The following is a 22,615-nucleotide window of genomic DNA, read 5'->3' as shown; positions in this document are numbered from 1 at the left end:
GTCGGCGGCGGGGCGTACGCTCGCCCCATGAGCATCCCGCAGCGCTTCTCACTCGTGACCCTGGGCGTCGCCGACGTCGAGGCGGCGACCGCGTTCTACCACCGGCTCGGCTGGCACGAGGCCAAGTCGTCGGTGCCGGGCGAGATCGCCTTCTTCGCGACGCCCGGCGGCGTCGTCGCCCTGTGGGAGACGGCGGAGCTCGCGAAAGATGCGGCGCTGCCCACGTTCCATGCCAATGCCCCCGGGTTCCGGGCCGTGGCGCTCGCCATCAACCTCTCGTCGCGCGAAGAGGTCGACGACGCGGTCGGCGACTGGGTGCTCGCGGGCGGGTCGATCTCGAAGGCGCCGGCCGAGACCGAGTGGGGCGGCTACAGCGGGTACGTCGCCGACCTCGACGGCAACCTGTGGGAGCTCGCGCACAACCCCGGCTGGCCGCTCGACGAGCGGGGGCTGCCGCAGCTGGGCTGACGCGCAGCGTAGCGTAGCGCGGTCAAGGGCACCCTCTGCGCCCATCTAGACTGGAATCCGTGAATTCAGAGGAAACCGTCGACGTCGTGCTGATCGGCGGGGGCATCATGAGCGCGACGCTCGGCTCCCTGATCTCCCAGTTGCAGCCCGATTGGACGATCCGCCTCTACGAACGTCTCGGCGAGGTGGCGCAGGAGTCCTCGAACGCGTGGAACAACGCCGGCACCGGTCACGCCGCCCTCTGCGAGCTCAACTACATGCCCGAGAACCCCGACGGCAGCGTGAGCGCCGCGAAGGCCGTCTCGATCAACGAGCAGTTCCAGGTGAGCCGCCAGTACTGGGCCTACCTCGTCGCGCAGGGCGCGCTGCCCGAGCCGAACAACTTCATCAACTCCACCCCGCACATGACCTTCGTGCGCGGCGCGGCCAACATCGAGTACCTGCGCAAGCGCGTCGCGGCGCTGAAGGACCAGCCGCTCTTCCCCGACCTCGAGTACACCGAAGACCTCGAGCGCATCGCCGAGTGGACCCCGCTGCTCGCGAAGAAGCGCAACCCGAAGGCGCGAGTCGCCGCGACCCGCATCGAGGCGGGCACCGACGTCGACTTCGGCGCGCTCACGAAGTACCTCATGGAGGACATGGAGCGGCGCGGCGCGTCGATCCAGACGAACCACCAGGTCACCTGGCTCAAGCGCCAGAAAGACGGCACGTGGAAGCTGCGGCTGCGCCACACCGTCGGCAACACCCCGAAGACCGTGCGCGCGCGCTTCGTGTTCGTGGGGGCCGGCGGCGGCGCGCTCGCGCTCCTGCAGCACTCGGGCATCCCCGAGATCAAGGGCTTCGGCGGGTTCCCGATCTCAGGCCAGTTCCTCCGCACGACCGACCCCAAGATCGTCGCCCAGCACCAGGCCAAGGTCTACGGCAAGGCCGCGGTGGGCGCCCCGCCGATGTCGGTGCCGCACCTCGACACCCGCGTCGTCGACGGCGAGACGGCGCTGCTGTTCGGGCCCTACGCCGGCTTCACGCCGAAGTTCCTGAAGACGAGCACGTGGTTCGACCTGCCGTTCTCGATCCGCCTGCACAACATCTGGCCGATGATCCAGGTCGGGCTCAAGAACTTCGACCTCGTCAAGTACCTCGTCGGCGAGCTCATGGCGAACCGCGAGAAGAAGATGAAGGCGCTGCGCGAGTTCATGCCCACGGCCAAGACCGGCGACTGGGAGCTCATCACCGCGGGCCAGCGCGTGCAGGTGATGAAGAAGGACGGCAAGAAGGGCGGCGTGCTGCAGTTCGGCACCGAGGTCATCACGGGAGCCGACGGCACGATCGCGGGCCTGCTCGGCGCCTCGCCGGGCGCCTCGACGGCCGCGCCGATCATGCTCGACCTGCTCGGCCGCTGCTTCCCCGACCGCATCGCCGAGTGGGAGCCGAAGCTGCGCGAGATGATCCCGAGCTACGGCACGCGCCTCTCCGACGACCCGGCGGCCGCCGAGGCGTCGCTGAAGTCGACCGCCGAGGTGCTCGGCCTCACGGCCTGAGCACCCCGCCCTTGCGTTCGGGAACGACCGTCTGCTACGGTCGTTCCCGCTATGAAGTGAGTACATCCCATCGTCCCGCGCCTGAGGCGCCGTAGACAACGGGTGTGCTCGTGAGGTTGACGAACCTCCACTGATCGCGACGGCGCTGTGCGCACCCATCTCGGCAATGCCCGGCGGGACTCCACTCTCCGCCTCCGAACGGTCGCCGCGACCGCGGCCGGCATGCGGGGCGACGCGCGAGCGTCGCCCGTCGCCGGTGCGCCGGGTGAACCGCCTGTCGCCGCCAGGGCGTCGACCGTTCGGAGGCCTCCCGCGAAGGGCGGTCTCCCATGCCGGTACAGCTTTCCACTTCCAACCATCTCCGGGCCGACGGACTCTCGGTCTCCTATCCCGATCGGCGCATCTTCACCGATCTCGGCTTCTCCGTGGCACCCGGCCAGCGGGTCGGCCTCATCGGCGAGAACGGGGCGGGCAAGTCGACGCTCCTCAGGCTGCTCGCCGGGGGTACGGATGCCTCGTCCGTCGGGCTTCCCGACGAGGCATCCGTCTCGGGCAGGCTGACGCGGCCGCGCCGCACGGGGCTCCTCGAACAGGAGGTCCCGTTCGCCCCCGACGAGCGCGTCGGGCTCGTGCTCGAGGCGGCCCTCGCCGAGGTCCGCGCGATCGAGCGCGAGCTCGACGACGCGGCCGCCGCGCTCGGCGCCGACGATGCCGATGCGGCATCGGCCCGGTACTCGGCGGCGCTCGACGCGGCCGAGCGGGCCGAGGTCTGGTCGGCCGAGTCGCGACGCGACGAGCTGCTCGAGGGGCTCGGCGTCGCCGGACTCTCGCTCGACCGGCGCATCGACGAGCTCTCGGGCGGGCAGCGCTCGCGGTTCGCCCTCGCGGCGCTGCTGCTGTCGGCTCCCGAGGGGCTGCTGCTCGACGAGCCCACGAACCACCTCGACGACGACGCGGCCGACTTCCTCGAGTCTCGGCTTCGCGCCTGGCGGGGGCCCGTGCTGTTCGCGAGCCACGACCGCGCCTTCCTCGACCGGGCCGCCACGGGCCTGATCGACCTCGACCCGGGCCGGCAGGGCGCGATCGCCGCGGCGCACGCGGCCGCCGAGGGCATCGGGCGAGACGGGGTGGGCCGTCGCAACGTCAACCGGGGCGACGTGCTGAGTGCGTCGGGCGGCACGGTGTTCGGCGGCGGGTTCAGCGAGTTCCTCGCGGTCAAGGCCGATGAGCGCACGCGCTGGCAGCACCAGTACGACGACGAGCAGGAGGAGCTGAAGCGTCTCCGCGCTGCCGTCGCCGAGACCGCGCGCAACGTCGCCTACGGGCGGGCCGCGACCGACAACGACAAGTACATCCGGCACTTCAAGGGCGAGAACGTCGCCCGTACGGTCTCCCGACGGGTGCGCAACGCCGAGCAGCGCCTCGAGGTGCTCGAGCGCGAGCAGCTGCCCAAGCCGCCGGCACCGCTCGCGTTCGCGGGCATCCCGACGGGGTCGCACGCACTCGAGGACGAGGCCGGCTCGCTCGTGCAGCTCGGCGACGTCGTCGTCGAGGGGCGCCTGCGCATCGATGAGCTGAACCTCGCGCCGCTCGCCCGGCTGCTCGTCACCGGTGCGAACGGCGCGGGCAAGTCGACCCTGCTCGGCGTGCTCGCGGGCGAGCTCGCGCCCGACCGCGGCACGCTGCGGCGGCGCAAGGGCCTCCGCGTGCAGCTGCTCGAGCAGGACGTGCGTTTCGCCGACCCCTCGGCGACCCCGCGCGCCCTGTACGAGCGGGTGCTCGGCGAGCGGCGGGCCGAACAGGTGCCGCTCGCGGGCCTGGGGCTCATCGCCCTGCGCGACCTCGATCGGCCGGTGGGGGCGCTCTCGGTCGGGCAGCAGCGACGCCTCGCGCTCGCGCTCGTGATCGCACGGCCGCCGCACGTGTTCCTGCTCGACGAGCCGACGAACCACCTCTCGCTCGCACTCGCGACCGACCTCGAGGACGCGCTCGGCGGCTACCCCGGGGCGGTCGTCATCGCGAGCCACGACCGCTGGCTGCGCCGGCGGTGGGCGGGGGAGCGGCTCGAGCTGCACGCGGGGGCCGCCGTGCCGACCTCGGTCACGGGCTGACCCGGTGGATGCCTCGGCGTCGCCCCGAGGCATCCACCCCGTCGTTCGAGGAATTCAGACATCAGGTTGCGCACGATTCGAATACATGTTCGAATGGATCGGTGAGGTGGAGCGGGCAGGAACTGGGTGTCGACCAGGTCGACGCGCTGCCCGGCCTCGCACGGCTCAACAACCTCGTGCGCTCGGTGCAGACGCCCGAGTTCGCGGGCATCACCTTCCACGAGATCCTCGCGAAGTCGGCGCTGAACCGGGTGCCGGGCCAGTCGATGATGCCGTTCGGGTGGACCATCAACCCCTATCGGGGGTGCAGTCACGCGTGCGTCTATTGCTTCGCCCGCCCGACCCACAGCTACCTCGACCTCGACGCGGGCGACGACTTCGATCGGCAGATCATCGTGAAGGTGAACGTCGCCGAGGTGCTGCGGCGCGAGCTCGCGCGTCCGTCGTGGCGGCACGAGTCGGTCGCGCTCGGAACGAACACCGATCCGTACCAGCGGGCCGAGGGTCGCTACGAGCTCATGCCGGGCATCATCGACGAGCTCACGACGAGCGGCACGCCGTTCAGCATCCTGACGAAGGGCACACTGCTGCGGCGCGACCTGCCCAAGATCGCGGCGGCCGCCGAACACGTGACCGTCGACGTCGCGATGTCGATCGCGGTCTACGACCACGAGCTGCAGCAGTCGATCGAGCCGGGCACGCCCTCGACGAAGGCGAGGCTCGCGACGGTCACCGCGGTGCGCGAGGCCGGTCTCGACTGCGCGGTCTTCCTCATGCCGATCCTGCCGTACCTCACCGACACCAGGGCGCATCTCGACGAGGCGCTCCGGCAAGCCAAGGCGGCGGGCGCCTCGAGCGTGTTGTACACGGCGCTGCACCTGCGCGGTGCCGTGAAGCCGTGGTTCATGCAGTGGCTCGAGCGCGAACACCCAGAACTCGTCTCGAAATACCGGTCGATGTACTACGGCAACAACGCCTATGCGCCGAAGGAGTACCGGCGGTGGCTCGGGCAGCGCATGCAGCCGCTCATCCGTGCGCACGGCCTCACCCGCGGCATGGAAGACCCGGTCACGGGCGGAGTCCGGTCATCCGCACTGCGCGGCGGCACACGTCCGTCGGCACCGCGGTCGGGCGCCGAACTCCCGCTCGAGATCGCGGCGCCGAGCGATCCCGCGATGCTGTTCTGAGCGACCGTCACCGTGCGCGAACACGATCGCGAACCTGCCCGGATGCGCGGAAGCGCGCAGAACTGGGATAATTCGCAGAGCCCGATCCAGATGGCGTGATCGGGCCGGCGTCGCGAGTTGTGGAGGTTCACGATGAGCCTGGGGTTGCCGGGGCACCTCGCACGCGACAGCCTGAGCCGCGCGCTCGCCTTCGCCGGCCACTGCGCCGCCTTCGCGTGCCTCGCCATCTCGATGTCGGTCGGCATCATCGTCGCGACCGTCGGCGATGCCCCCGGCGGCTGGGCGGGCGCCGCGTTCTCCGCGGTCATGGCACTCGCTCTGGCCGCCGTCGCGCGCTTCCCCACGGTCACGCTCACGGTGCTCGCGCTCGCTGTCGGCACCGGCGTCGTCATCGCGCTCACCGTGATCATCATGCGACCCGGCGGCTTCGAGTCGACGAACAACGCCCTGCTCGCCCTGCCCCGCATCGCGCTGCTGCTCGTCGGCGGCGCCGGCACCGGGTCGCTCATCGCGATCGTGTGGGCGACCCTCGGATACGCGCTCGGCGAGGCGGCGATGTTCCTCGGCGTCGCGATCGTCGGCGGCGTGTACCAGCCGAACACCGCCGCGGCCGCCGCCTTCGGCATCCTCCTCGTGGTGCGGGTCTTCGACGGCATCTCTCGACGTTCCGACGCGCGACAGGAGACCGGGCTGCACCGGGCGAGCCAGCAGACGCGCGAGCTCGCGATCCGCCACGACTACGAGTTGCGGGCGACCGCCCGACTGCACGACACGGCGCTCAGTCACCTCATCGCGATCGCCGCCGCCGGCTCGGGTGCCGTCGACGAGCGTCTCCGCGCCGGCATCAGGCAAGACCTCGGCCTCATCGTCGGTCGTGACTGGGCCATCGACCACGCCGGGCCGACGACGGGTACGAGAGCGGCCGCGCGGCCCACCGCGCCCGTGGCCGCGAGACCCGGCGGCGCGGGCACGACGGTCGCCGCGGCCGGGAACGGGTCGGCCGGCGGCATCCCCGACGGCGCCGACGACACGCTCGCGACCAGCACCGGCCGCGGCCGGCGTCGCGGTGCGGCCAGACGCTCGTCGACGCAGACCGCCCCCGCCTCGCACGCGCAGGAAGGCCCGGGCGCCGGTACGTCGACCGACGACGGCTCCGCGGGGCTCGTGCAGGCGTTCACCGCGGCCGAGCACGCCGGCCTCACCGTACGCGTCACGGGCGACGTCGGGGTGCTGCACGTGCTCGGCCCGGCGCGGGCCGAGGCACTCGACGCCGCCGTCGCGCAGTGCCTCATCAACGTCGCGCGCCACGCGGGCGTCGACGAGGCCGAGCTCGCGCTGGGCCTCGGCGGGGGAGAGGTGACGGTCGCCGTCATGGACAGCGGCGTCGGCTTCGACGAATCCGCCGTGCCCGACGACCGCATCGGCCTGCGCACCTCGATCCGAGCGCGCATCGAGCAGCAGGAGGGCACGGTCAGGCTGTGGTCGACGAAGGGCATCGGCACGACGATCGTGCTGACCGTTCCCGAGGGGGGTGCCTGATCCGATGCGACTGACCCAGCAGGAGGCCGACCCGATCGGGGCGATCACCGCCGCCCCCATCGTCGTCATCGGCGCCGTGCTCGCCCTGGGCACCTCGCTCGCGCTCACCTGGGTGCATCGCACCGAGATCGTCGCCCCGGTCGCCGCGATCGCGTCGATCGTGCTCGTCGCCGCGGCAGGCGTGGTCGCCGCGGTGTCGGCGTCGCCGTCGCGCGCCCCGTTCACCGCCGAACGGCTGTGGCTCGTGGTGACCCTGGCGGTGGGGGCGGCCATCGCCGAGTACATGAGCACCGTCGGGTCGAACCAGTACCTCTACGACGACTTCGGCCCCGTCGTGATCGGCATGCTGATCCTCTCGGTCGCGCCGTTCTGCACGTGGCTCTCGCTCGCCCTCGCCGGTGTGCTCGCATCGATCGTGCTGTCGATCCTCGTCGTGGGTGCTTCGGCCTACGTCCTCGCCGACGCCCCCGTGGCCGCGCTCATCGCGGTCAACGCGGCTCCCGTCATCGCCCTGTCGGCGGCGGCTGCCGGCTACGCGTACGCGATCATCGCCGAGACGCTCGCGTGGCAGCGCGAAGCCAACCGGGCGGCGCTCCAGCGCGACGCCGAGCTCCGTGCCGGGATCGCCCGGTCGGTGCAGCAGAGCCGGGTCTCGGTGCTCGGTCGCGAGGTGCTGCCGTTCCTGGCCGGCGTGATGACCGCCGAGCGCATCTCGGTGGCCGACGCCGATCGCGCCCGCGAGCTCGCCGAAGAGCTGCGCCGGGCGCTGCGTGCGGGCATCGAGTCGACCTGGCTCGACGACCTCGCTGCGAACCTCCGGGCCAGCCGCGGGGTCGAGACGCTCGTCGACGACCCGGCCGGCGCCGCCGACCTGCTCGGCGACGACCAGCGTTCGGCGATCACCGCGCTCATCACCTGGCTCGCCGAGACGGGCCGCTCGGAGCGCGTGAGCGTGGCCCTCGCGCCAGAGCCCGAGGGCGGACTGATCCGCATCGTCGCCGATCCGGCGGGGCGTCCGCCCGCCAAGCGCGAGCTCGATCGCTTCGTCGCCGTGGCTCGCGCTGTGGCGTTGGGTGCCGAATCGGTCTCGACGCGCGAGAATGTGAGGGTGGAGCTGAGATATGTCATCGACTGAACCGGCATCGACGCCGCGCCATCGACTCGCGATCCTCGACGATCACGGGCTGATCGTCGACAGCCTGGCCCGGTGGTTCGCCGACCTCGCGCCCGACTTCGAGGTCGTCGTCACGGCGACCTCGTGGATGGACCTCGTGCGCAGCCCCGCCTTCCCGGTCGAGCTCGTGCTGATGGACCTGCAGCTCGGCGACAGCGACAGCGTGTCGATCGAGTCGCGCATCCGGGCGTGCCGTGCCGCGGGCGCCCGGGTCATCGTCGTGACCGCACTCGACGACGAGGAGTCGCGCGAGCGCAGCATGGCCGCCGGTGCCGCCGGCTTCGTGTCGAAGACGTTGCCCGCCGAGACCCTCGTCGACTACGCGCGGCGCGTCATGCGCGGCGAGCGCCTGCCGCGGCATCCCCGTTCCACCGGCTCGGGCGGCACCCACAGCCCGACGACGACGATGTCGGGCGTGCACCTGAGCCCCGCCGAAGAGAAGGCGCTGCGCTACTACGCGCAGGGGCTCAGCACCCTCGAGGTCGGCCAGCGCATGGACGTCGGCTACGAGACCGCGAAGACGTACCTCCGGCGCGTGCGCGAGAAGTACGCGAAGGTGGGCAAGCCGGCCAGCCGCAAGGCCGAGCTCATCCGTCGCGCCGCCGAAGACGGGTTCCTCGAGTAGATGGCGAAGCTGTACTTCCGCTATGGGGCGATGAACTCCGGCAAGTCGACGGCGTTGCTCCAGGCGGCGTTCAACTATGAGGAGCGGGGCCACCGCGTGCTGCTCGCGAAGCCCGCGATCGACACGAAGGGCGACCGCGACATCGTCTCGCGGCTCGGGGTCGTTCGCGAGGTCGACTTCGTCATCGAGCCCGGCGTGCCGGTGCTCGACCGGTTCCAGGGGCATCGAACGCGCGTGATCGAGGAGGCCGGGCGCGACGTGAGCTGCCTGCTCGTCGACGAGGCGCAGTTCCTGTCGTCCGACCAGGTCGACGACCTGCTGCGCATCGCGCTCATCGACGGCATCCCGGTGCTCGCGTACGGCATCCGTACCGACTTCCAGACCGTCGCGTTCCCCGGCAGTCGGCGCCTGCTCGAGATCTCGCACTCGCTCGAGGAGCTCAAGACCATCTGCCGGTGCGGCCGCAAGGCGATCTTCAACGGCCGCCGGGTCGACGGCCGGTACATCTTCGACGGCGACCAGGTCGCCATCGACGGCGTCGAGGTCGCCTACGAGTCGCTGTGCGGCGTCTGCTACCTCCAGGAGTCGGGCGGCGTGCTGAACGGCCGTCACTGACGGGGATGCCGCGGCCGGGGCCGCTCGGCGGACGGGGCCGTTCGACGGCGAGGGTGGTGCCGTCGCGGCATCCGCGTGATGATGGAGGCAGGAGGGCCGCCGCATGAGCGAAGTCGTCGTCGGAGTCAGCACCGCCGAGAGCGCCGGCCTCAGGGCCGTGCGCTGGGCCGCCGAGCGCGCGTCGGCGCATCGCTCGTCGCTGCGCCTCGTGCACGTCGTCGACAGCGCCGTCGAGGCCACGGGCGACGCCAAGCTCCTGCTCGCGGCGCTCGATCGGGCACGGGCATCGCTCGCCGACGCGGCGACGGTCGCGCTCGACGTCGATCCGCAGCTCGAGGTCGCGACCGATCTCGAACAGGGCTCACCCGTCGAGGTGTTCGCCGCCCGGTCGAAGGGCGCAGAGCTGCTCGTCGTCGGCAGCGACTGGCACGGGGGCAAGCGCCCGAGCCGCCGAGGAGTGCACAGCCTGCGGATCGCCGCCGCGAGCGAGGCGCCCGTGGCGGTCGTTCCCGACATCGACGTCTCGGGTCGTCGCGGCGTCGTCATCGGGGTCGACGGCTCCGAGGTCGGCGCCCGCGCGCTCGCCTTCGCGGTCGACGAGGCCGAACGCCGCGCCGTGCCGCTCGTCGCGGTGCACGCGTGGGACATGGCGCTCATGGCCGGCGGCGAGTACGGGTACGGCCCGGCGATGGTCGCAGTCGACGACCTCACCGACGCGGCGCGCGAAGTGCTCGACGACACACTGGCCCCCGTGCTCGCCGACCGCCCGGGTCTCGAGGTCGATCGACGCGTCGAGGCCGGTGACCCCGTGACCGCGCTCGCCGAGGCCGCCGCGGCCGCGGAGATGCTCGTCGTCGGCAGCCACGGCCGTGGGGCGATCGCGCGGTTCCTGCTCGGTTCGGTCAGCCACGGGGTGCTCTCGCGCCTCGAGGCGCCGACGATCGTCGTACGGTGAGCACCACGCCGGGCGTACGGACGGGGCGCGTCCGGGCGCGCGCCGCCGCGCCCGCGCGAGTCGACGGCATCGACGCGGCACGCGGAATCGCCCTCATCGGCATGTTCATCGCGCACGTGGCCCCCGCCGTCGCCTCGCCCGAGGCCGCCGAGCTCATCGCGATGGCCGACGAGCGGCCACGGCTGCTCTTCGCGCTCACCGCCGGCTTCGGGCTCGGCTTCATCTCGGGCGGCACGCGTCCGATCGCCGAGGGGCGAGGAGTGCTGCGGCGGCAGATCACGGTGCGGGCGCTCATCCTCATCGCGCTCGGGCTGGTGATCGCCGTGACGCTGCAGCCGCTCGTCTACATCATCCTCGACGTCTACGGCGTCGCGTTCCTCCTCATGCTGCCGCTGCTGTTCCTCCCGGCGCGCGTCGCGCTCGCGCTCGGGGCGGTGCTGCTCGCGATCGCACCGGGCGTCGCGACCGCGGCCCAGTACAACCCCGAGATCGTCGCCGCGGGTGACGGCGATGCCGGACTGCTCGTCGACTGGGCGCTCACGGGCGCGTACCCGGTCATCATCTGGGTGCCGGTCATGCTCATCGGGCTCGGCCTCGCGCGCTCGGGCGCGTCGGCGCCACGGGTCGTCGCGCGGTACGCGCTGGTCGGCGCGATCGCCGCGGTCGTCATGCTTCCCCTCACCAGGTTGCTGCCCGAAGAGGCGGATGCCACTGCTCCGGTGTTCGCGCACGCCGTGTCGGCGTCCGCCCTGGCGGTCGGCAACGTCGGCGTGGGGCTCGTGATCGTCGCCGCGATGGTGACCCTGACCGCGCTCGCGCGACCGGCAGTGCGCCGGGTCGCGGGGGCGGTGCTGTCGCCGGTCACCGCGATGGGATCGATGCCGCTCAGCGTCTACACGCTGCACCTCGTCGTGATCTCGGCCGCGAAACGCGTCGAGAACGGCTACCTCACCGACGACTCGTGGGCACTCACGATCGGGCTCATCGTCGGCTCCATGGTGTTCGCCTGGTGCTGGCGGCGGTGGCTCGGCCGAGGACCGCTCGAACGGCTGCTGCGCGCGGCCAGCGGTCGCGACCGCGAGAATGGAAGTCCGGCGCGAAAGGATCTGCCATGCGCATCTCGGTGATCGGCTGCGGCTACCTCGGGGCGGTGCACGCCTCGGCGATGGCCGAACTCGGGCACGAGGTCGTGGGCATCGACGTCGATGCGGCGAAGGTCTCTGAGCTCTCCGCCGGGCGGCCCCCGTTCTTCGAACCGGGTCTCCACGCGATCCTCGCGTCGGCCATCGCGTCGGGCAGGCTTCGCTTCTCGACCGACATCGCCGACGCCGCCGACGCCGAGGTGCACTTCCTCGCCGTCGGCACTCCGCAGTCGGTCGCATCGCACGCGGCCGACCTCCGCTACGTCGATGCGGCGTTCGAGGCGCTCGCCCCGCACCTCGCCGACGGTGCCCTCGTGGTCGGCAAGAGCACGGTGCCGGTCGGCACCGCGGCGGGGCTGGCCGAGCGCCTGGCGGTGCTCGCACCGAACGCCGAGCTCGCGTGGAACCCAGAGTTCCTCCGTGAGGGGTTCGCGGTGCGCGACACGCTCGAGCCCGACCGGCTCGTGTACGGCGTCGCCGACCCGCACGGCGACGGCCGCGCGGCATCGGTGCTCGACCGGGTCTACCGGGCCGCGATCGAGGCGGGCACGCCGCGGATCGTGACGGATTACGCGACCGCCGAGCTCGTGAAGGTGGCGGCGAACGCCTTCCTCGCCACGAAGATCAGCTTCATCAACGCGATGGCCGAGATCGCCGACGTCACCGGCGCCGACGTCGTCGCGCTCGCCGATGCGATCGGGCACGACGCGCGCATCGGCCGACGCTTCCTCAATGCGGGCGTCGGGTTCGGCGGCGGCTGCCTGCCGAAGGACATCCGGGCCTTCACCGCCCGTGCCGAAGAGCTCGGCCGGGGCGAGTCGCTCGCATTCCTGCGCGAGGTCGACGCCATCAACCTGCGGCAGCGGCAGCGGGTCGTCGACCTCGCGGTCGACGCGCTCGGCGGCAGCGTGCACCGCGCGCGCATCGCCGTGCTCGGGGTGACGTTCAAGCCCGAGTCCGACGACGTGCGCGACTCGCCGGCGCTGGATGTCGCGGTGCAGCTCAAGGGTCTCGGCGCCGAGGTCGTCGCGACCGACCCCGAGGGCATCGAGAACGCCCGGGCCAGGCACCCGCAGCTCGATTACGTCTCGTCGACGCGCGAGGCGCTGCGCGGCGCCGACCTCGTCGTGCTCGTCACCGAGTGGGCCGAGTACCGTGAGCTCGACCCGGCCGACGCCGGCCGCCTCGTGGCGGGGCGGCGCGTCATCGATGCCCGCAATGTGCTCGACGCCGCTGCGTGGCGCGGAGCCGGATGGGAGCTGCGGGGAATCGGACGGCCCTGAACGCGAGGACCGTGCGACGTGCGGCTCGAGGGCGCGTCCGGTGAACGCACGGTGACCCCCGGCTTCCTGGTGAACGCACGGTGCCCCCGCGTCCGAAGACGCGGGGGCACCGATCGGTCGAGACGGTTCAGCACTCCCTGAGTCGCGCGACGTTGTCGCTCAGCACGCCGGTCGCGCCGAGCAGGGTCACGTGCGTCGCCCCGAGGCGCAGCAACTCGTTGCGCGTGCCCCTCGCGAGGCAGTTCTGCTGACTCAGGTAGAGCGGCGACGAGGTCGCCCCCGCGAAGGCGGCACCCGCGAGTGCGTCGGGGAAGTTCAGGCCGTTGGCCACGAACACGCGCGTGCTCGACGAGAACGCGTCCTTGTTGATGGCGAGACCCGTGGCGAAGCGATCGCCCCCCGCGACGCGCTTCGTGTCGGCCGCGAGCTTCTGCAGCGACCCGAGCACCGTGTTCGACACGACGGCGGTGCCGCCCGCGACGCGGATCTTCGTGGGCGCGAGGCGCTTCACGAGCGATGACGTCGCCGTGTCGAGCGACATGCCGTTCGTGAGCACGACCGGGGAGTCGAACCGCCCGCTCGCCGCGCTCGCCGCGAGCGCGTCGGGGAAGTTCGCGCCCGAGGCGACGTAGACCGCGGTCGTGGTGCCCGGGAACGCGTAGTCGACGACCTTGCGACTCGTCGCGTAGCGGTCGGCGCCGCCGAGGCGGCCCACCGGCGCGATCTTCGCGAACGTCGCCGCCGTCGATGATGCGACCACGCCCGTGCCGCCCACGACGACGATCTTCTTCGGCTTGAGGCGCTTGAGCTCGTTGATGAGCACGGCCGGCGGCTGCGTCTTCGGGGTGAGCAGCAGCGGCCCGCCACTCTTCGCCGCTGCAGGCGCGGCGCTGAGCGCGTCGGCGAACCCATCGCCGGCGGCGACGTAGACGACCGGCGCCGTGGTCGGGAACGCCGCCTTCGAGATCGCGACCGCCGTCGCGTAGCGGTCGGCTCCCGCCAGGCGATCGACCTTCGGTGCGATCACGGTCACGGAGCCCGTGACGGCGGCCGACGACGAGTACTTGCCGACCTTCGCCACGATCTTCCACGAGTGCGCGCCGGCCGCGACGCCGGTGAGGGGCACCGCGAACGAGCCGCCGGTCTTCGTGAGCTTCGCCGACGAGACGACGGCGCCGTCGACCGTGAGGGAGACGACGGTGCCGGCCGGCGCCGCGGGCACCGAACCGGTGATGCTGCTCCCGGCGAGGGCGCGTCCGTAGGCGGGCGTGTTGACCTTGGGCGTGCTCACTGCGACTGAGAGCTCCCAGCCCTTGTTGAACTCGAGGACGTCCTGGCCGCGCGACGAGGTCATCGCGAAGAAGGCCGCCAGCGGCTGAGAAGCACACGCCGTGGAGGAAGCGTTCGACCCAGACGTGATGCCGACCGCGTAGCTGCCGACGAGCGCGGCACCGCCGCTGTCCCCGGGGATCGCGCAGACGTTCGCCACGACCGAGTTCACATCGCGACCGCCGACCTGGACGGTCTGGAAGCCCTGCACGGAACCGCAGGTCCACCCGGTCGTGCGGCCCGACTTGCAGAGCTTGGCGCCGACGACGCCGGGGGTCGCACCCCGCACGGTCACCGGCGTTCCCGACGTCGGGGCGCCCTTGCCGCCGCCCCACGTCGACACGGTCGGCTTCGGCGACCAGCCGGCCGACACGGCAACACGCGCGGAGTCGACGTTCGAGCCGTACTTGACGCTGCCGGGGACGCGGTAACCGAGGAAGGCGCCGACCGAGGCGCCCGCGTCGTTCGGCGCCGACTGGATGAGTTCGGAGATCGGGGTGCTGTCCGTCGACTGGCCGTCGAGGCAGTGACCGGCGGTCGCGAACTGGTGCGCGCCGTTCGCCGTCGCGCGCCCGTTGAAACCGACCGAGCAGAGGGAGTCGTACGCGAGGCCATTGTCGGGATTGACGAAAGTGTACGTCCAGCCGGTGCCGCCGACGAGGTCGGCCGCCGGGGTGAAAGTCACGTCGGAGAAGTCGGCGTCCATACCCTCGACGGGCTCGTAGACCGACGTCGCGCCGGCAGCGGCGACCGCTTCGGCCTGCGCCGCGTCGTCGACGAGGACGGTGAGCTCGGTGCCGTCGAGGACGGCCTCGTCGGGGGAGACGCCCAAGGTCGAGAGGTACTCGAGCACCTCGCCGGCGTCGACGGCCGCGTCGGCCCCGGCGAGATACTCGGAGGCCGTGATGCCGAGGTCGGTCTCGATCGCCGTCGCGAGCTCATCGGGGAGCGCGCTCGCCGCGGACAGGTAGTCGGCGGCGGCGTAGTCGCCCATGCTCGGCGTCTCGGGGGCGGGCAGGTCGTCGATGACGAGCTCACCCGAGGTCGTGAGCGAGGAGACCGCACGGTCTGCGGTCGGCGCGACCGGCACGGCCATCGCGACCGACGGAGCCGCGATCGCGGTCAGGCACACGCCGAGGGCCGTGATCAGGGCCAGCGGAGTGCGGGAAGGGATTCTGGGCATGAGCACCTTTCGAGTCGGGTCGGCACTCACGCTAGCAATCGGGTCGGACACTCGCCGGGAAATGACGAGACCCCCTCCGAATCGGAGGGGGTCTCATGGTGGTCGGGGTGACAGGATTTGAACCTGCGACCTCTTCGTCCCGAACGAAGCGCGCTACCAAGCTGCGCCACACCCCGGTGGCCCGTCAGGGCCTCAACAAGGATAGCCGATATTTCGACCGTCGCTGACCACGTACCGGATGCCCGTATGAGCGGCCGTGGGTGGAGGCATCCCGCGGGCAGGGCGCGATCAACGGCCTTCCGACGTGTTTCCGCCGGTGCCGCTGCCCGGCTTGCCGCCTCCGCCGTCGCCACCGGTGAATCGCCCGATCACGATCGTGACCCTGGCGCCCTGCTTCGCGTTCTCACCGGCGCCCGGCGACTGCGAGATGACGAGGCCGTCCTTCGACTGGTCATCGGTGTCCTGGCGATCGCGGTCGACCCGGTAGCCGGCCGCGGCGAGCGTCGCCTCGGCCTCGTCGGCCTGCATGCCCGTCACGTCGGGGACGGCGCTCAGGTTGCCCCGGCTGATGTGCAGCGTGATGATCGACCCGCGTCCTGCCGAGCCCGACGGGTTCTGCGCGCCGATCGTGCCCTTCGGCTGGGCCGAGTCGACCTCGCCCGCGATCGTCCAGCCGAAGCCGGCCTGCTGCAGGGCCTTCTGCGCGGCGTCGGGCGCGAGCCCGAGCACGTTCGGCACCGACACCTGGGGCGCGTTGAGATACGACGGCTTGGGTTCGGGGAAGCCGTCGCCGCCGTACTTCGACGCCGCGACCGACATGATCCTCGGCCAGATGGCGTGCCGCAGATCCGAGGCCTGGCCGCTGTCGAGGACCGTCTGGCGCAGGTTCACGTGGCCGGTCACGTTGTAGACGCCGACGACGGTCGCGACCTTCGACGAGGCACCGCTCATCCAGGTCGCCTCGGCCTCGTCGGTCGTTCCGGTCTTGCCGATCATCGGCACCCTCGGCTCCACGCGGCCGTACGACGTGCCGCCGGTGCCGCCGGTCATGACCTGCTGGAGGGCGAAGGCGTCGGCGGCCGCGACATCCGCGGTCAGCGCCTGCTTGCAGTCGACCTTCGGGACCGCGACGTCCTTGCCCTCGCCGTCGGTGATCCGGTCGATGGCGATCGGGTCGCACTGGAGTCCGCCCGAGGCGACGGTGGCGAATGCCGTGGCCATCGAGATCGGGGCGATCTCCTCGGTGCCGAGCACCGCGGAGGGCTGGAAGGTCCAGTCGGGCTGGCTGATCGGCGTGCCCAAGGGGTTTCCGTCTGCGCGCCCGGCGCCCATCATCGCCTCAGCCGTCTTCTTGATGCCGCAGAGGTCGAGCTGCTTCGCCATGGCGACGAAGCCCGTGTTGTACGAGCGCCTGGTGTTCTCGATCGCGGTCCAGTAGCCGCCGGACTGGCCCTCGTCGTTGCGCGGGTCCCAGCCGTCGGCGTTCACCGGTCCGTTGCAGCTGTCGTTGAAGGTGCCCCAGTTGTTGCGCTTGCGGGCGTCGACGCCCTCGTTGAGGGCGTGCCCCTCCTTGAGCCACTCGGTGAGCGTGAAGAGCTTGAACGTCGACCCGGGCTGGAAGCCGAGGGAGCCGCCGTAGTCGATGCCGGCGTTGTAGTTGACCGCGTCGTAGCCGGTGCCCGTGACCTCGGGGTCGACGTTGTAGGTCGTGTTCTGCGCCATCGCGAGGATGCGGCCGGTGCCGACCTGCACCGACACGGCCGAGCTGCCGATGTCGAGGGCGTCGACGGCGGCGGGGACGTTGTCGTGGACGGCCGAGTACGCGGCGTTCTGCAGGTCCACGTCGATGGTCGTGTAGATGTCGAGCCCGCCGCGCTCGAGCCGCTCCTCGCCCTCGTTCTCGGGGGTCTCGGGGTCGTCGAGCTTGTTCTTGATCTCCCAGGTCACGTAGTCGCAGAAGTACGCGTAGACGGGCGAAGCCTGGCAGCCGCTCGACGGCGGAACGATCTTCGGAGCCACGGGCTCGGCGATCGCCGCGTCGTACTGCTCCCGGGTGATCTTCTTCTGCTCGAGCATCTTGTCGAGGATGTAGTCGCGACGTTGCTTGTTGGCCGCGTAGGGCACGGTCTCGCCGTCGACGACGGTCTTCGCGCCGTTCAGCTCGTCGTCGGGGTAGTCGAGGCGGAACTTCTCGGGGTTGTTGACGATCGCGATGAGGCTCGCGGCCTGCGCGAGCGTGAGGTCGTGCGCGTTCGTGCCGAAGTAGTACTGCGCGGCGGTCTGCACGCCGTAGATCTGGCCGCCGAAGCCCGCGATGTTGAGGTACCCGCCGAGGATGTCGTTCTTCGGGTACTGCTTCTCGACCGTGATCGCGTACCGCATCTCCTTGAGCTTGCGGTCGACCGACGGGGCGGTGTGCTTCTCCCAGGCCTCGAGGCGTTCCTCGTCGGATTTCGCCTCGGCCATGTCGTTCGCGACGAGCACGTTCTTCACGTACTGCTGCGTGATCGACGACCCGCCCTGCGTGTCGCCGCCGAGCGCCGTCTTCAGGGCGCCGCGCACGGTGCCGGCGATGTCGATGCCGCCGTGGTCGTAGAACCGCGGGTCCTCACCCGCGACCGCCGCGTCCTTGAGGTACTGCGAGATGTAGTCGAACGCGACCTCTTCGCGGTTGTCGTCGTAGAAGTAGGCCATCGCCGACGGCTTGCCGTCGGCCTTCACCGCGTAGATCGTCGACTTCTGCGCCAGCGGGCCGATCTCGAGCGAGCTCGGCAGGTTCTCGAACATCGTGATGCTGTTGTTCGCGGCCATGCCGGTCACGGCGAGGGCCGGGGTCACCGCGGCGGTCACGAGGATTCCGGCGAGCGCGCTCATGGCGACGAGCCCGAGGACCCCGACGCCGACGTCGCTCGCCGAACGCTTTTCGGCAGACATAGTAGGGAGCGTAGCGGAGATGCGTCGCGGCATCCCCGATTGCTCACTCGGCCGGAACGAGCGTGATCAGGGTCGCCTCGGGCGGGCAGGCGAAGCGCACCGGGGCGAAGATCGAGGTGCCGAGGCCTGCCGAGACGTTGAGGAACGCCGAGTGGAGGCCGTGTCGCCAGACACTCAGCCCCTTCACCTGCTTGCGCGGAATGTCGCAGTTCGTGACGAGGGCGCCGTAGCCGGGCACGCAGACCTGGCCGCCGTGCGTGTGACCGGCGAGGATGAGCTGGGCGCCGTGGTTGACGAACGAGTTGAGCACCCGCTGGTACGGCGCGTGCGCGACGCCGATCGTCACGGTCGGGCGGGTGGTGCCGGTGGATGCCGCGTCGGGCCAGGTCTCATCGCCGAGGGGGTCGTCGGCCCGCAGGTCGTCGATCGCGCCCGTGATGAGGTCGAGCCGGTCGTAGCCCTTGTGCGGGTCGTCGACGCCGAAGAACTCGAAGTGCGTGCCGCGCAGGTCGAGGCTCGCGGCCGTGTTGTCGAGATCCTGCCAGCCGAGCTCGGCGAAGAACGCGTGCAGCGCGCCGATGTCGAGCCGCTTCGCCTTCGGCCGGTGCCGTGACGGGCCCATGAAGTAGCCGAACGGATTCTTCGGTGTCGGGCCGAAGTAGTCGTTGGAGCCGTTCACGAACACGCCGGGGACGCCGCTGAAGGGCTCGAACGCCCGGCGGATGCCGTCGAGGCCGCGCTCGTGGCCGAGGTTGTCACCGGTGTCGACGATGAGGTCGGGTTCGAGGTCGGCGAGGGCGCGCACCCATTCCTGCTTCTCGCGCTGCCAGGGCGCCATGTGCAGGTCGGAGAGGTGCAGCACGCGGATCGGCTGCGCGCCGGCCGGCAGCACGGGCACCTCGGCGCGGCGCAGGGTCCAGCGGGTCCGCTCGACGAGCGAACCCCACGCGAATGCGGCGACGCCCGCCGCGCCGATCGCCATGGCGATCCGCGCGACGGGCGTCAGGCGGCCGGTCAACCGGCTTCCGCGGTGTTGCCGTCGGTGCCGCCGCCGGGCTTGTCGGTGCCGCCGTCGCCGCCGTCGCCACCGCCCGTGAAGCGGCCGATCACGATCGTGATCTTGTCGCCCGGCTTCGCGTTCTCGCCGGCGCCGGGCGACTGCGAGATGACGAGGCCGTCCTTCGACTGGTCATCGGTGTCCTGTCGGTCGCGGTCGACCCGGTAGCCGGCCGCGGCGAGCGTCGCCTCGGCCTGGTCGGCCTGCATGCCCGTGACGTCGGGAACCGCGCTCAGGTTGCCGCGGCTGACCTTCAGCGAGATCGACGAGCCGCGCGGGGCCTGGCCGGTGGCCGACTGGCTGCCGATCGTGCCCTTGGGCTGGGCCGAGTCGACCTCGCCGTCCATCGACCAGCCGAAGCCGGCCTGCTCGAGCGCCTTCTGCGCGGCCTCGGGCGCGAGGCCGAGCACGCTCGGCACGTTCGCCATCGGGGTCTGCAGGTACTGCGACTTCGGCTCGGGGAACGCGCCGCCCGGGTACTTCGTGTTGGCGACGTCCATGATGCGGGGCCAGATGTTGTGGCGGAGCACCGCGGCCTGCTCGCCGTTGATGTACGTCTCGCGCAGGTTGACGAAGCCGGTCGTGTTGTACACGCCGACGACGGTCGCGACTCGGGTCGACGCGCCGCTCATCCAGGTGGCGACGGCGTCGTCGGTCGTACCGGTCTTGCCGATCATCGGGGTGCCCGACGTGTCCATCTTGTACCGCGACGACGAACCGGTGCCCTCGGTCATGACCTTCTGCAGCGCGTAGTCCATGCCCGCGGCGACATCGGGTGTGATCGCCTGCGTGCACTCCGACTTCGGCACCTCGACCGGCTCGCCCTTGGCGTCGGTCATGCTCGCGATCACGATCGGCGTGCACGACTTGCCGCCGCCCGCGACCGCCGCGAACGCGGTCGCCATCGAGATCGGGGCGATCTCCTCCGTGCCGAGCACCGCCGAGGGGCCGAACGCGATGCGGTTGCCCTCTTCGTTGATGCCCTCGCCGAGTGCCTTGCCGTCGGCGCGGCCGCCGCTCATGAGCGCCGTCGCGGTGTTCTTGATGCCGCAGAGGTCGAGCTGCTTCGCCATGGCGATGTAGCCCGTGTTCTCGGAGTTGATCGTGTTGAAGAGCGCCGACCAGTAGCCGCCGTTGCCGCCCTCGTCGTTGCCGGGGTTCCACCCGGCCGTGCCGGTGTTGTCGACCGGGCAGCTGCTCTTGAAGGTGCCCCAGTCCGAGCGACGACGTGCGTCCATCATCTCGTTGACCGAGTGGCCCTCCTTGAGCCATTCGCCGAGGGTGAAGATCTTGAACGTCGAGCCCGGCTGGAAGCCGCTCGAGCTGCCGTAGTCGGAGGTGGCGTTGTAGTTGACCGCGTCGTACTGGTCGCCGGTCACCTCGGGGTCGACGTTGTACGTCGTGTTCTGCACCATCGCGAGCACCTTGCCGGTGCCCACCTCGACCGAGATGGCCGAGCTGCCGATGTTGGCCTCGGGGATCGAGCCGGGCACGTTGTCGTGCACCGCCGAGTACGCGGCGTTCTGCAGATCGGTGTCGACGGTCGTGTAGATGTCGTAGCCGCCGCGCTCGAGCATCTCCTCGCCCTCGTCGACGTCGGGGGTGTCGGGGTTGTCGAACTTGTTCTTGATCTCCCACGTGACGTAGTCGCAGAAGTACGCGTAGACGGGTGACGCCTGGCAGCCGCTCGACGGCGGAACGATCTTCGGAGCCACGGGCTCGGCGATCGCCGCGTCGTGCTCCTCCTGGGTGATCTTCTTCTGCTCGAGCATCTTGTCGAGGATGTAGTCGCGACGCTCCTTGTTGCGGGCGTACGGCACCGTCTCGCCGTCGACGACGGTCTTCGCGCCGTTCAGCTCGTCGTCGGGGTAGTCGAGGCGGAACTCTTCAGGGCTGTTGACGATCGCGATGAGGCTCGCGGCCTGCGCGAGCGTGAGGTCGTGCGCGTTCGTGCCGAAGTAGTACTGCGCGGCGGTCTGCACGCCGTAGATCTGGCCGCCGAAGCCCGCGATGTTGAGGTACCCGCCGAGGATCTCGTCCTTCGAGTACTGCTTCTCGACCGTGATCGCGTACCGCATCTCCTTGAGCTTGCGGTCGACCGAGGTCTTGGTGTGCTTCTCCCACGCCTCCTGGCGCTCTTCGGGAGTGGTGGCCTTGGCCATGTCGTTGGAGACGAGCACGTTCTTCACGTACTGCTGCGTGATCGACGACCCGCCCTGCGTGCCGCCGCCGCTGATCGTCGAGAGCGCACCGCGCACGGTGCCGGCGATGTCGATGCCGCCGTGGTCGTAGAACCGCGGGTCCTCGCCGGCGATCGCCGCGTCCTTGAGGTACTGCGAGATGTAGTCGAACGCGACCTCTTCGCGGTTGTCGTCGTAGAAGAAGGCCATCGCCGACGGCTTGCCGTCGGCCTTCACCGCGTAGATCGTCGACTTCTGCGCCAGCGGCCCGATCTCGAGGGCGCTGGGCAGGTTCTCGAACATCGTGATGCTGTTGTTCGCGGCCATGCCGGTCACGGCGAGGGCGGGGGTGACGGCGGCGGTCACGAGGACGCCGGCGACAACGCTCATGCCGACGAATCCGAGGATCCCGGTGCCGACATCGCTCATCGTACGTTTTTTGGCAGACATATAGTGGAGCGTATCGGAGAAGGCTGGCAAATCCCGCTACGCGCGCTGGGCGCCGTATCAGGCACGACACGCCGAGACCGGTGATTCCCGCACGCATCGTGCACGAGACATCCGAAGAGGGAGCCCATATGCAGGCCTGGGAGTACATCACCACTCCGCTGCTCATCCACAACACCGCCGCGATCCTCAACAACTGGGGCTCCGAGGGGTGGGAGCTCGTGCAGATCGTGCAGGGTCCCGAGGGTGGGCTCGTCGCGTACCTGAAGCGCCCGAAGGGCGGCGAGTCGTCGGCGGCCGCCCAGGCCGGGGCTGCGGCCGCCGCGCAGGCGGCGAAGCAGTTCGAGGGCGAGGGGCACGCCTGATGGCCGGCTACGAGGCCCGCCTCGCCGAGCTCGGCATCGAGCTCCCCGAGGTCGCCGCACCCGTCGCCGCCTACGTGCCCGCCGTCGTCACCGGTTCGTACGTCTACACGTCGGGCCAGCTGCCGTTCACGGCCGGCGCCCTGCCCGCCACGGGCAAGGTCGGCGACGGCCACGGACTCGTGCCCGCCGACGACGCCAAGGCCTACGCGCGCACGTGCGTGCTCAACGCCCTCGCCGCCGTGCGCGCCGAGATCGGCTCGCTCGACCGGGTCACCCGCATCGTGAAGCTCGTCGGCTTCGTCGCGAGCGACCCCGCGTTCACCGGCCAGCCCGGGGTCATCAACGGCGCCTCCGAGGCGCTCGGCGAGATCTTCGGCGACGCCGGCCGGCACGCCCGCTCCGCTGTCGGCGTCGCGGTGCTGCCGCTCGACTCGCCCGTCGAGCTCGAACTGGTCGTCGAGTTCGCCTGACGGCACTGACGCG

General features: G+C 71.0%; 17 protein-coding genes and 1 tRNA gene. 13 read left to right on the top strand and 5 right to left on the bottom strand.

The annotated features are described in order from the left end of the window. Window positions 1–27: 27 nt before the first annotated feature. From AC3RJ6_RS17060 to AC3RJ6_RS17010, 11 genes are all read left to right on the top strand, one after another. Window positions 28–468 carry a VOC family protein gene (locus tag AC3RJ6_RS17060; protein WP_491428301.1) on the top strand — a complete coding sequence of 147 codons (441 nt, stop codon included), beginning with the start codon at window positions 28–30 and terminating at the stop codon, window positions 466–468. Window positions 469–527: 59 nt separating this feature from the next. Further along, a complete protein-coding gene (locus AC3RJ6_RS17055; protein ID WP_491428300.1) occupies window positions 528–2,006 on the top strand; it encodes a malate:quinone oxidoreductase in 1,479 nt (492 codons plus the stop codon). A gap of 329 nt (window positions 2,007–2,335) precedes the next feature. Beyond that, window positions 2,336–4,117, top strand: coding sequence for an ABC-F family ATP-binding cassette domain-containing protein (locus tag AC3RJ6_RS17050; RefSeq protein WP_491428299.1), 1,782 nt, complete (start codon window positions 2,336–2,338; stop codon window positions 4,115–4,117). A gap of 101 nt (window positions 4,118–4,218) precedes the next feature. Further along, window positions 4,219–5,304 carry an Rv2578c family radical SAM protein gene (locus AC3RJ6_RS17045; RefSeq protein WP_491428298.1) on the top strand — a complete coding sequence of 362 codons (1,086 nt, stop codon included), beginning with the start codon at window positions 4,219–4,221 and terminating at the stop codon, window positions 5,302–5,304. Between the two features lie 132 nt (window positions 5,305–5,436). Next, a complete protein-coding gene (locus AC3RJ6_RS17040) occupies window positions 5,437–6,843 on the top strand; it encodes a sensor histidine kinase (protein ID WP_491428297.1) in 1,407 nt (468 codons plus the stop codon). Window positions 6,844–6,847: 4 nt separating this feature from the next. Then, window positions 6,848–7,978, top strand: coding sequence for a hypothetical protein (locus tag AC3RJ6_RS17035; RefSeq protein WP_491428296.1), 1,131 nt, complete (start codon window positions 6,848–6,850; stop codon window positions 7,976–7,978). Further along, a complete protein-coding gene (locus tag AC3RJ6_RS17030) occupies window positions 7,965–8,642 on the top strand; it encodes a response regulator transcription factor (RefSeq protein WP_491428295.1) in 678 nt (225 codons plus the stop codon). Before AC3RJ6_RS17035 ends, AC3RJ6_RS17030 begins: the two co-directional genes overlap by 14 nt. Next, window positions 8,643–9,257 (top strand): thymidine kinase, encoded by a 615-nt coding sequence (locus AC3RJ6_RS17025; protein WP_491428294.1) that lies wholly within the window; start codon window positions 8,643–8,645, stop codon window positions 9,255–9,257. Between the two features lie 103 nt (window positions 9,258–9,360). Continuing rightward, window positions 9,361–10,212 (top strand): universal stress protein, encoded by an 852-nt coding sequence (locus AC3RJ6_RS17020; RefSeq protein WP_491428293.1) that lies wholly within the window; start codon window positions 9,361–9,363, stop codon window positions 10,210–10,212. Beyond that, window positions 10,209–11,339, top strand: a complete 1,131-nt coding sequence (locus tag AC3RJ6_RS17015; RefSeq protein WP_491428292.1) for a heparan-alpha-glucosaminide N-acetyltransferase domain-containing protein — start codon at window positions 10,209–10,211, stop codon at window positions 11,337–11,339. Before AC3RJ6_RS17020 ends, AC3RJ6_RS17015 begins: the two co-directional genes overlap by 4 nt. Then, the gene (locus AC3RJ6_RS17010) at window positions 11,324–12,637 is read left to right on the top strand and encodes a UDP-glucose dehydrogenase family protein (RefSeq protein WP_491428291.1); all 1,314 of its coding nucleotides are present in this window, start codon (window positions 11,324–11,326) and stop codon (window positions 12,635–12,637) included. Before AC3RJ6_RS17015 ends, AC3RJ6_RS17010 begins: the two co-directional genes overlap by 16 nt. A gap of 127 nt (window positions 12,638–12,764) precedes the next feature. On the opposite strand, the gene AC3RJ6_RS17005 is transcribed toward AC3RJ6_RS17010, so the two are convergent. The 5 genes from AC3RJ6_RS17005 to AC3RJ6_RS16985 form a co-directional block, all read right to left on the bottom strand. After that, window positions 12,765–15,149 (bottom strand): cell wall-binding repeat-containing protein, encoded by a 2,385-nt coding sequence (locus AC3RJ6_RS17005; protein WP_491428290.1) that lies wholly within the window; start codon window positions 15,147–15,149, stop codon window positions 12,765–12,767. A gap of 99 nt (window positions 15,150–15,248) precedes the next feature. After that, a tRNA-Pro gene (locus tag AC3RJ6_RS17000) sits at window positions 15,249–15,325 on the bottom strand. Window positions 15,326–15,437: 112 nt separating this feature from the next. Beyond that, complete coding sequence (locus tag AC3RJ6_RS16995) at window positions 15,438–18,083, bottom strand: transglycosylase domain-containing protein (protein ID WP_491428289.1); 2,646 nt, start codon at window positions 18,081–18,083, stop codon at window positions 15,438–15,440. Window positions 18,084–18,126: 43 nt separating this feature from the next. Further along, window positions 18,127–19,065, bottom strand: a complete 939-nt coding sequence (locus AC3RJ6_RS16990; RefSeq protein WP_491428354.1) for a metallophosphoesterase — start codon at window positions 19,063–19,065, stop codon at window positions 18,127–18,129. A 32-nt stretch (window positions 19,066–19,097) separates the two neighbouring features. Beyond that, a complete protein-coding gene (locus AC3RJ6_RS16985; RefSeq protein ID WP_491428288.1) occupies window positions 19,098–21,749 on the bottom strand; it encodes a transglycosylase domain-containing protein in 2,652 nt (883 codons plus the stop codon). Window positions 21,750–21,898: 149 nt separating this feature from the next. Between AC3RJ6_RS16985 and sp36 the strand changes: the two genes are divergently transcribed. Both sp36 and AC3RJ6_RS16975 read left to right on the top strand, forming a co-directional pair. Next, complete coding sequence (gene sp36 / locus AC3RJ6_RS16980) at window positions 21,899–22,132, top strand: Sp36 family protein (RefSeq protein WP_491428287.1); 234 nt, start codon at window positions 21,899–21,901, stop codon at window positions 22,130–22,132. Further along, complete coding sequence (locus tag AC3RJ6_RS16975; protein WP_491428286.1) at window positions 22,132–22,602, top strand: RidA family protein; 471 nt, start codon at window positions 22,132–22,134, stop codon at window positions 22,600–22,602. Before sp36 ends, AC3RJ6_RS16975 begins: the two co-directional genes overlap by 1 nt. The last annotated feature ends 13 nt before the right edge of the window (window positions 22,603–22,615 follow it).

The organism is Agromyces cucurbitae, from assembly GCF_058349945.1.
Note: the sequence above shows the minus strand (reverse complement) of the source record. Positions and strands in the feature narration are given on the sequence as shown.

Coding starts and splice junctions, on each gene's coding strand:
- AC3RJ6_RS16985 (WP_491428288.1), bottom strand. CDS start 21,749: ATGAGCGATGTCGGCACCGGGATCCTCGGATTCGTCGGCATGAGCGTT.
- AC3RJ6_RS16990 (WP_491428354.1), bottom strand. CDS start 19,065: ATGGCGATCGGCGCGGCGGGCGTCGCCGCATTCGCGTGGGGTTCGCTC.
- AC3RJ6_RS17010 (WP_491428291.1), top strand. CDS start 11,324: ATGCGCATCTCGGTGATCGGCTGCGGCTACCTCGGGGCGGTGCACGCC.
- AC3RJ6_RS17040 (WP_491428297.1), top strand. CDS start 5,437: ATGAGCCTGGGGTTGCCGGGGCACCTCGCACGCGACAGCCTGAGCCGC.
- AC3RJ6_RS17035 (WP_491428296.1), top strand. CDS start 6,848: ATGCGACTGACCCAGCAGGAGGCCGACCCGATCGGGGCGATCACCGCC.
- AC3RJ6_RS17020 (WP_491428293.1), top strand. CDS start 9,361: ATGAGCGAAGTCGTCGTCGGAGTCAGCACCGCCGAGAGCGCCGGCCTC.
- AC3RJ6_RS17005 (WP_491428290.1), bottom strand. CDS start 15,149: ATGCCCAGAATCCCTTCCCGCACTCCGCTGGCCCTGATCACGGCCCTC.
- sp36 (WP_491428287.1), top strand. CDS start 21,899: ATGCAGGCCTGGGAGTACATCACCACTCCGCTGCTCATCCACAACACC.
- AC3RJ6_RS17025 (WP_491428294.1), top strand. CDS start 8,643: ATGGCGAAGCTGTACTTCCGCTATGGGGCGATGAACTCCGGCAAGTCG.
- AC3RJ6_RS17060 (WP_491428301.1), top strand. CDS start 28: ATGAGCATCCCGCAGCGCTTCTCACTCGTGACCCTGGGCGTCGCCGAC.
- AC3RJ6_RS17030 (WP_491428295.1), top strand. CDS start 7,965: ATGTCATCGACTGAACCGGCATCGACGCCGCGCCATCGACTCGCGATC.
- AC3RJ6_RS16975 (WP_491428286.1), top strand. CDS start 22,132: ATGGCCGGCTACGAGGCCCGCCTCGCCGAGCTCGGCATCGAGCTCCCC.
- AC3RJ6_RS17050 (WP_491428299.1), top strand. CDS start 2,336: ATGCCGGTACAGCTTTCCACTTCCAACCATCTCCGGGCCGACGGACTC.
- AC3RJ6_RS16995 (WP_491428289.1), bottom strand. CDS start 18,083: ATGTCTGCCGAAAAGCGTTCGGCGAGCGACGTCGGCGTCGGGGTCCTC.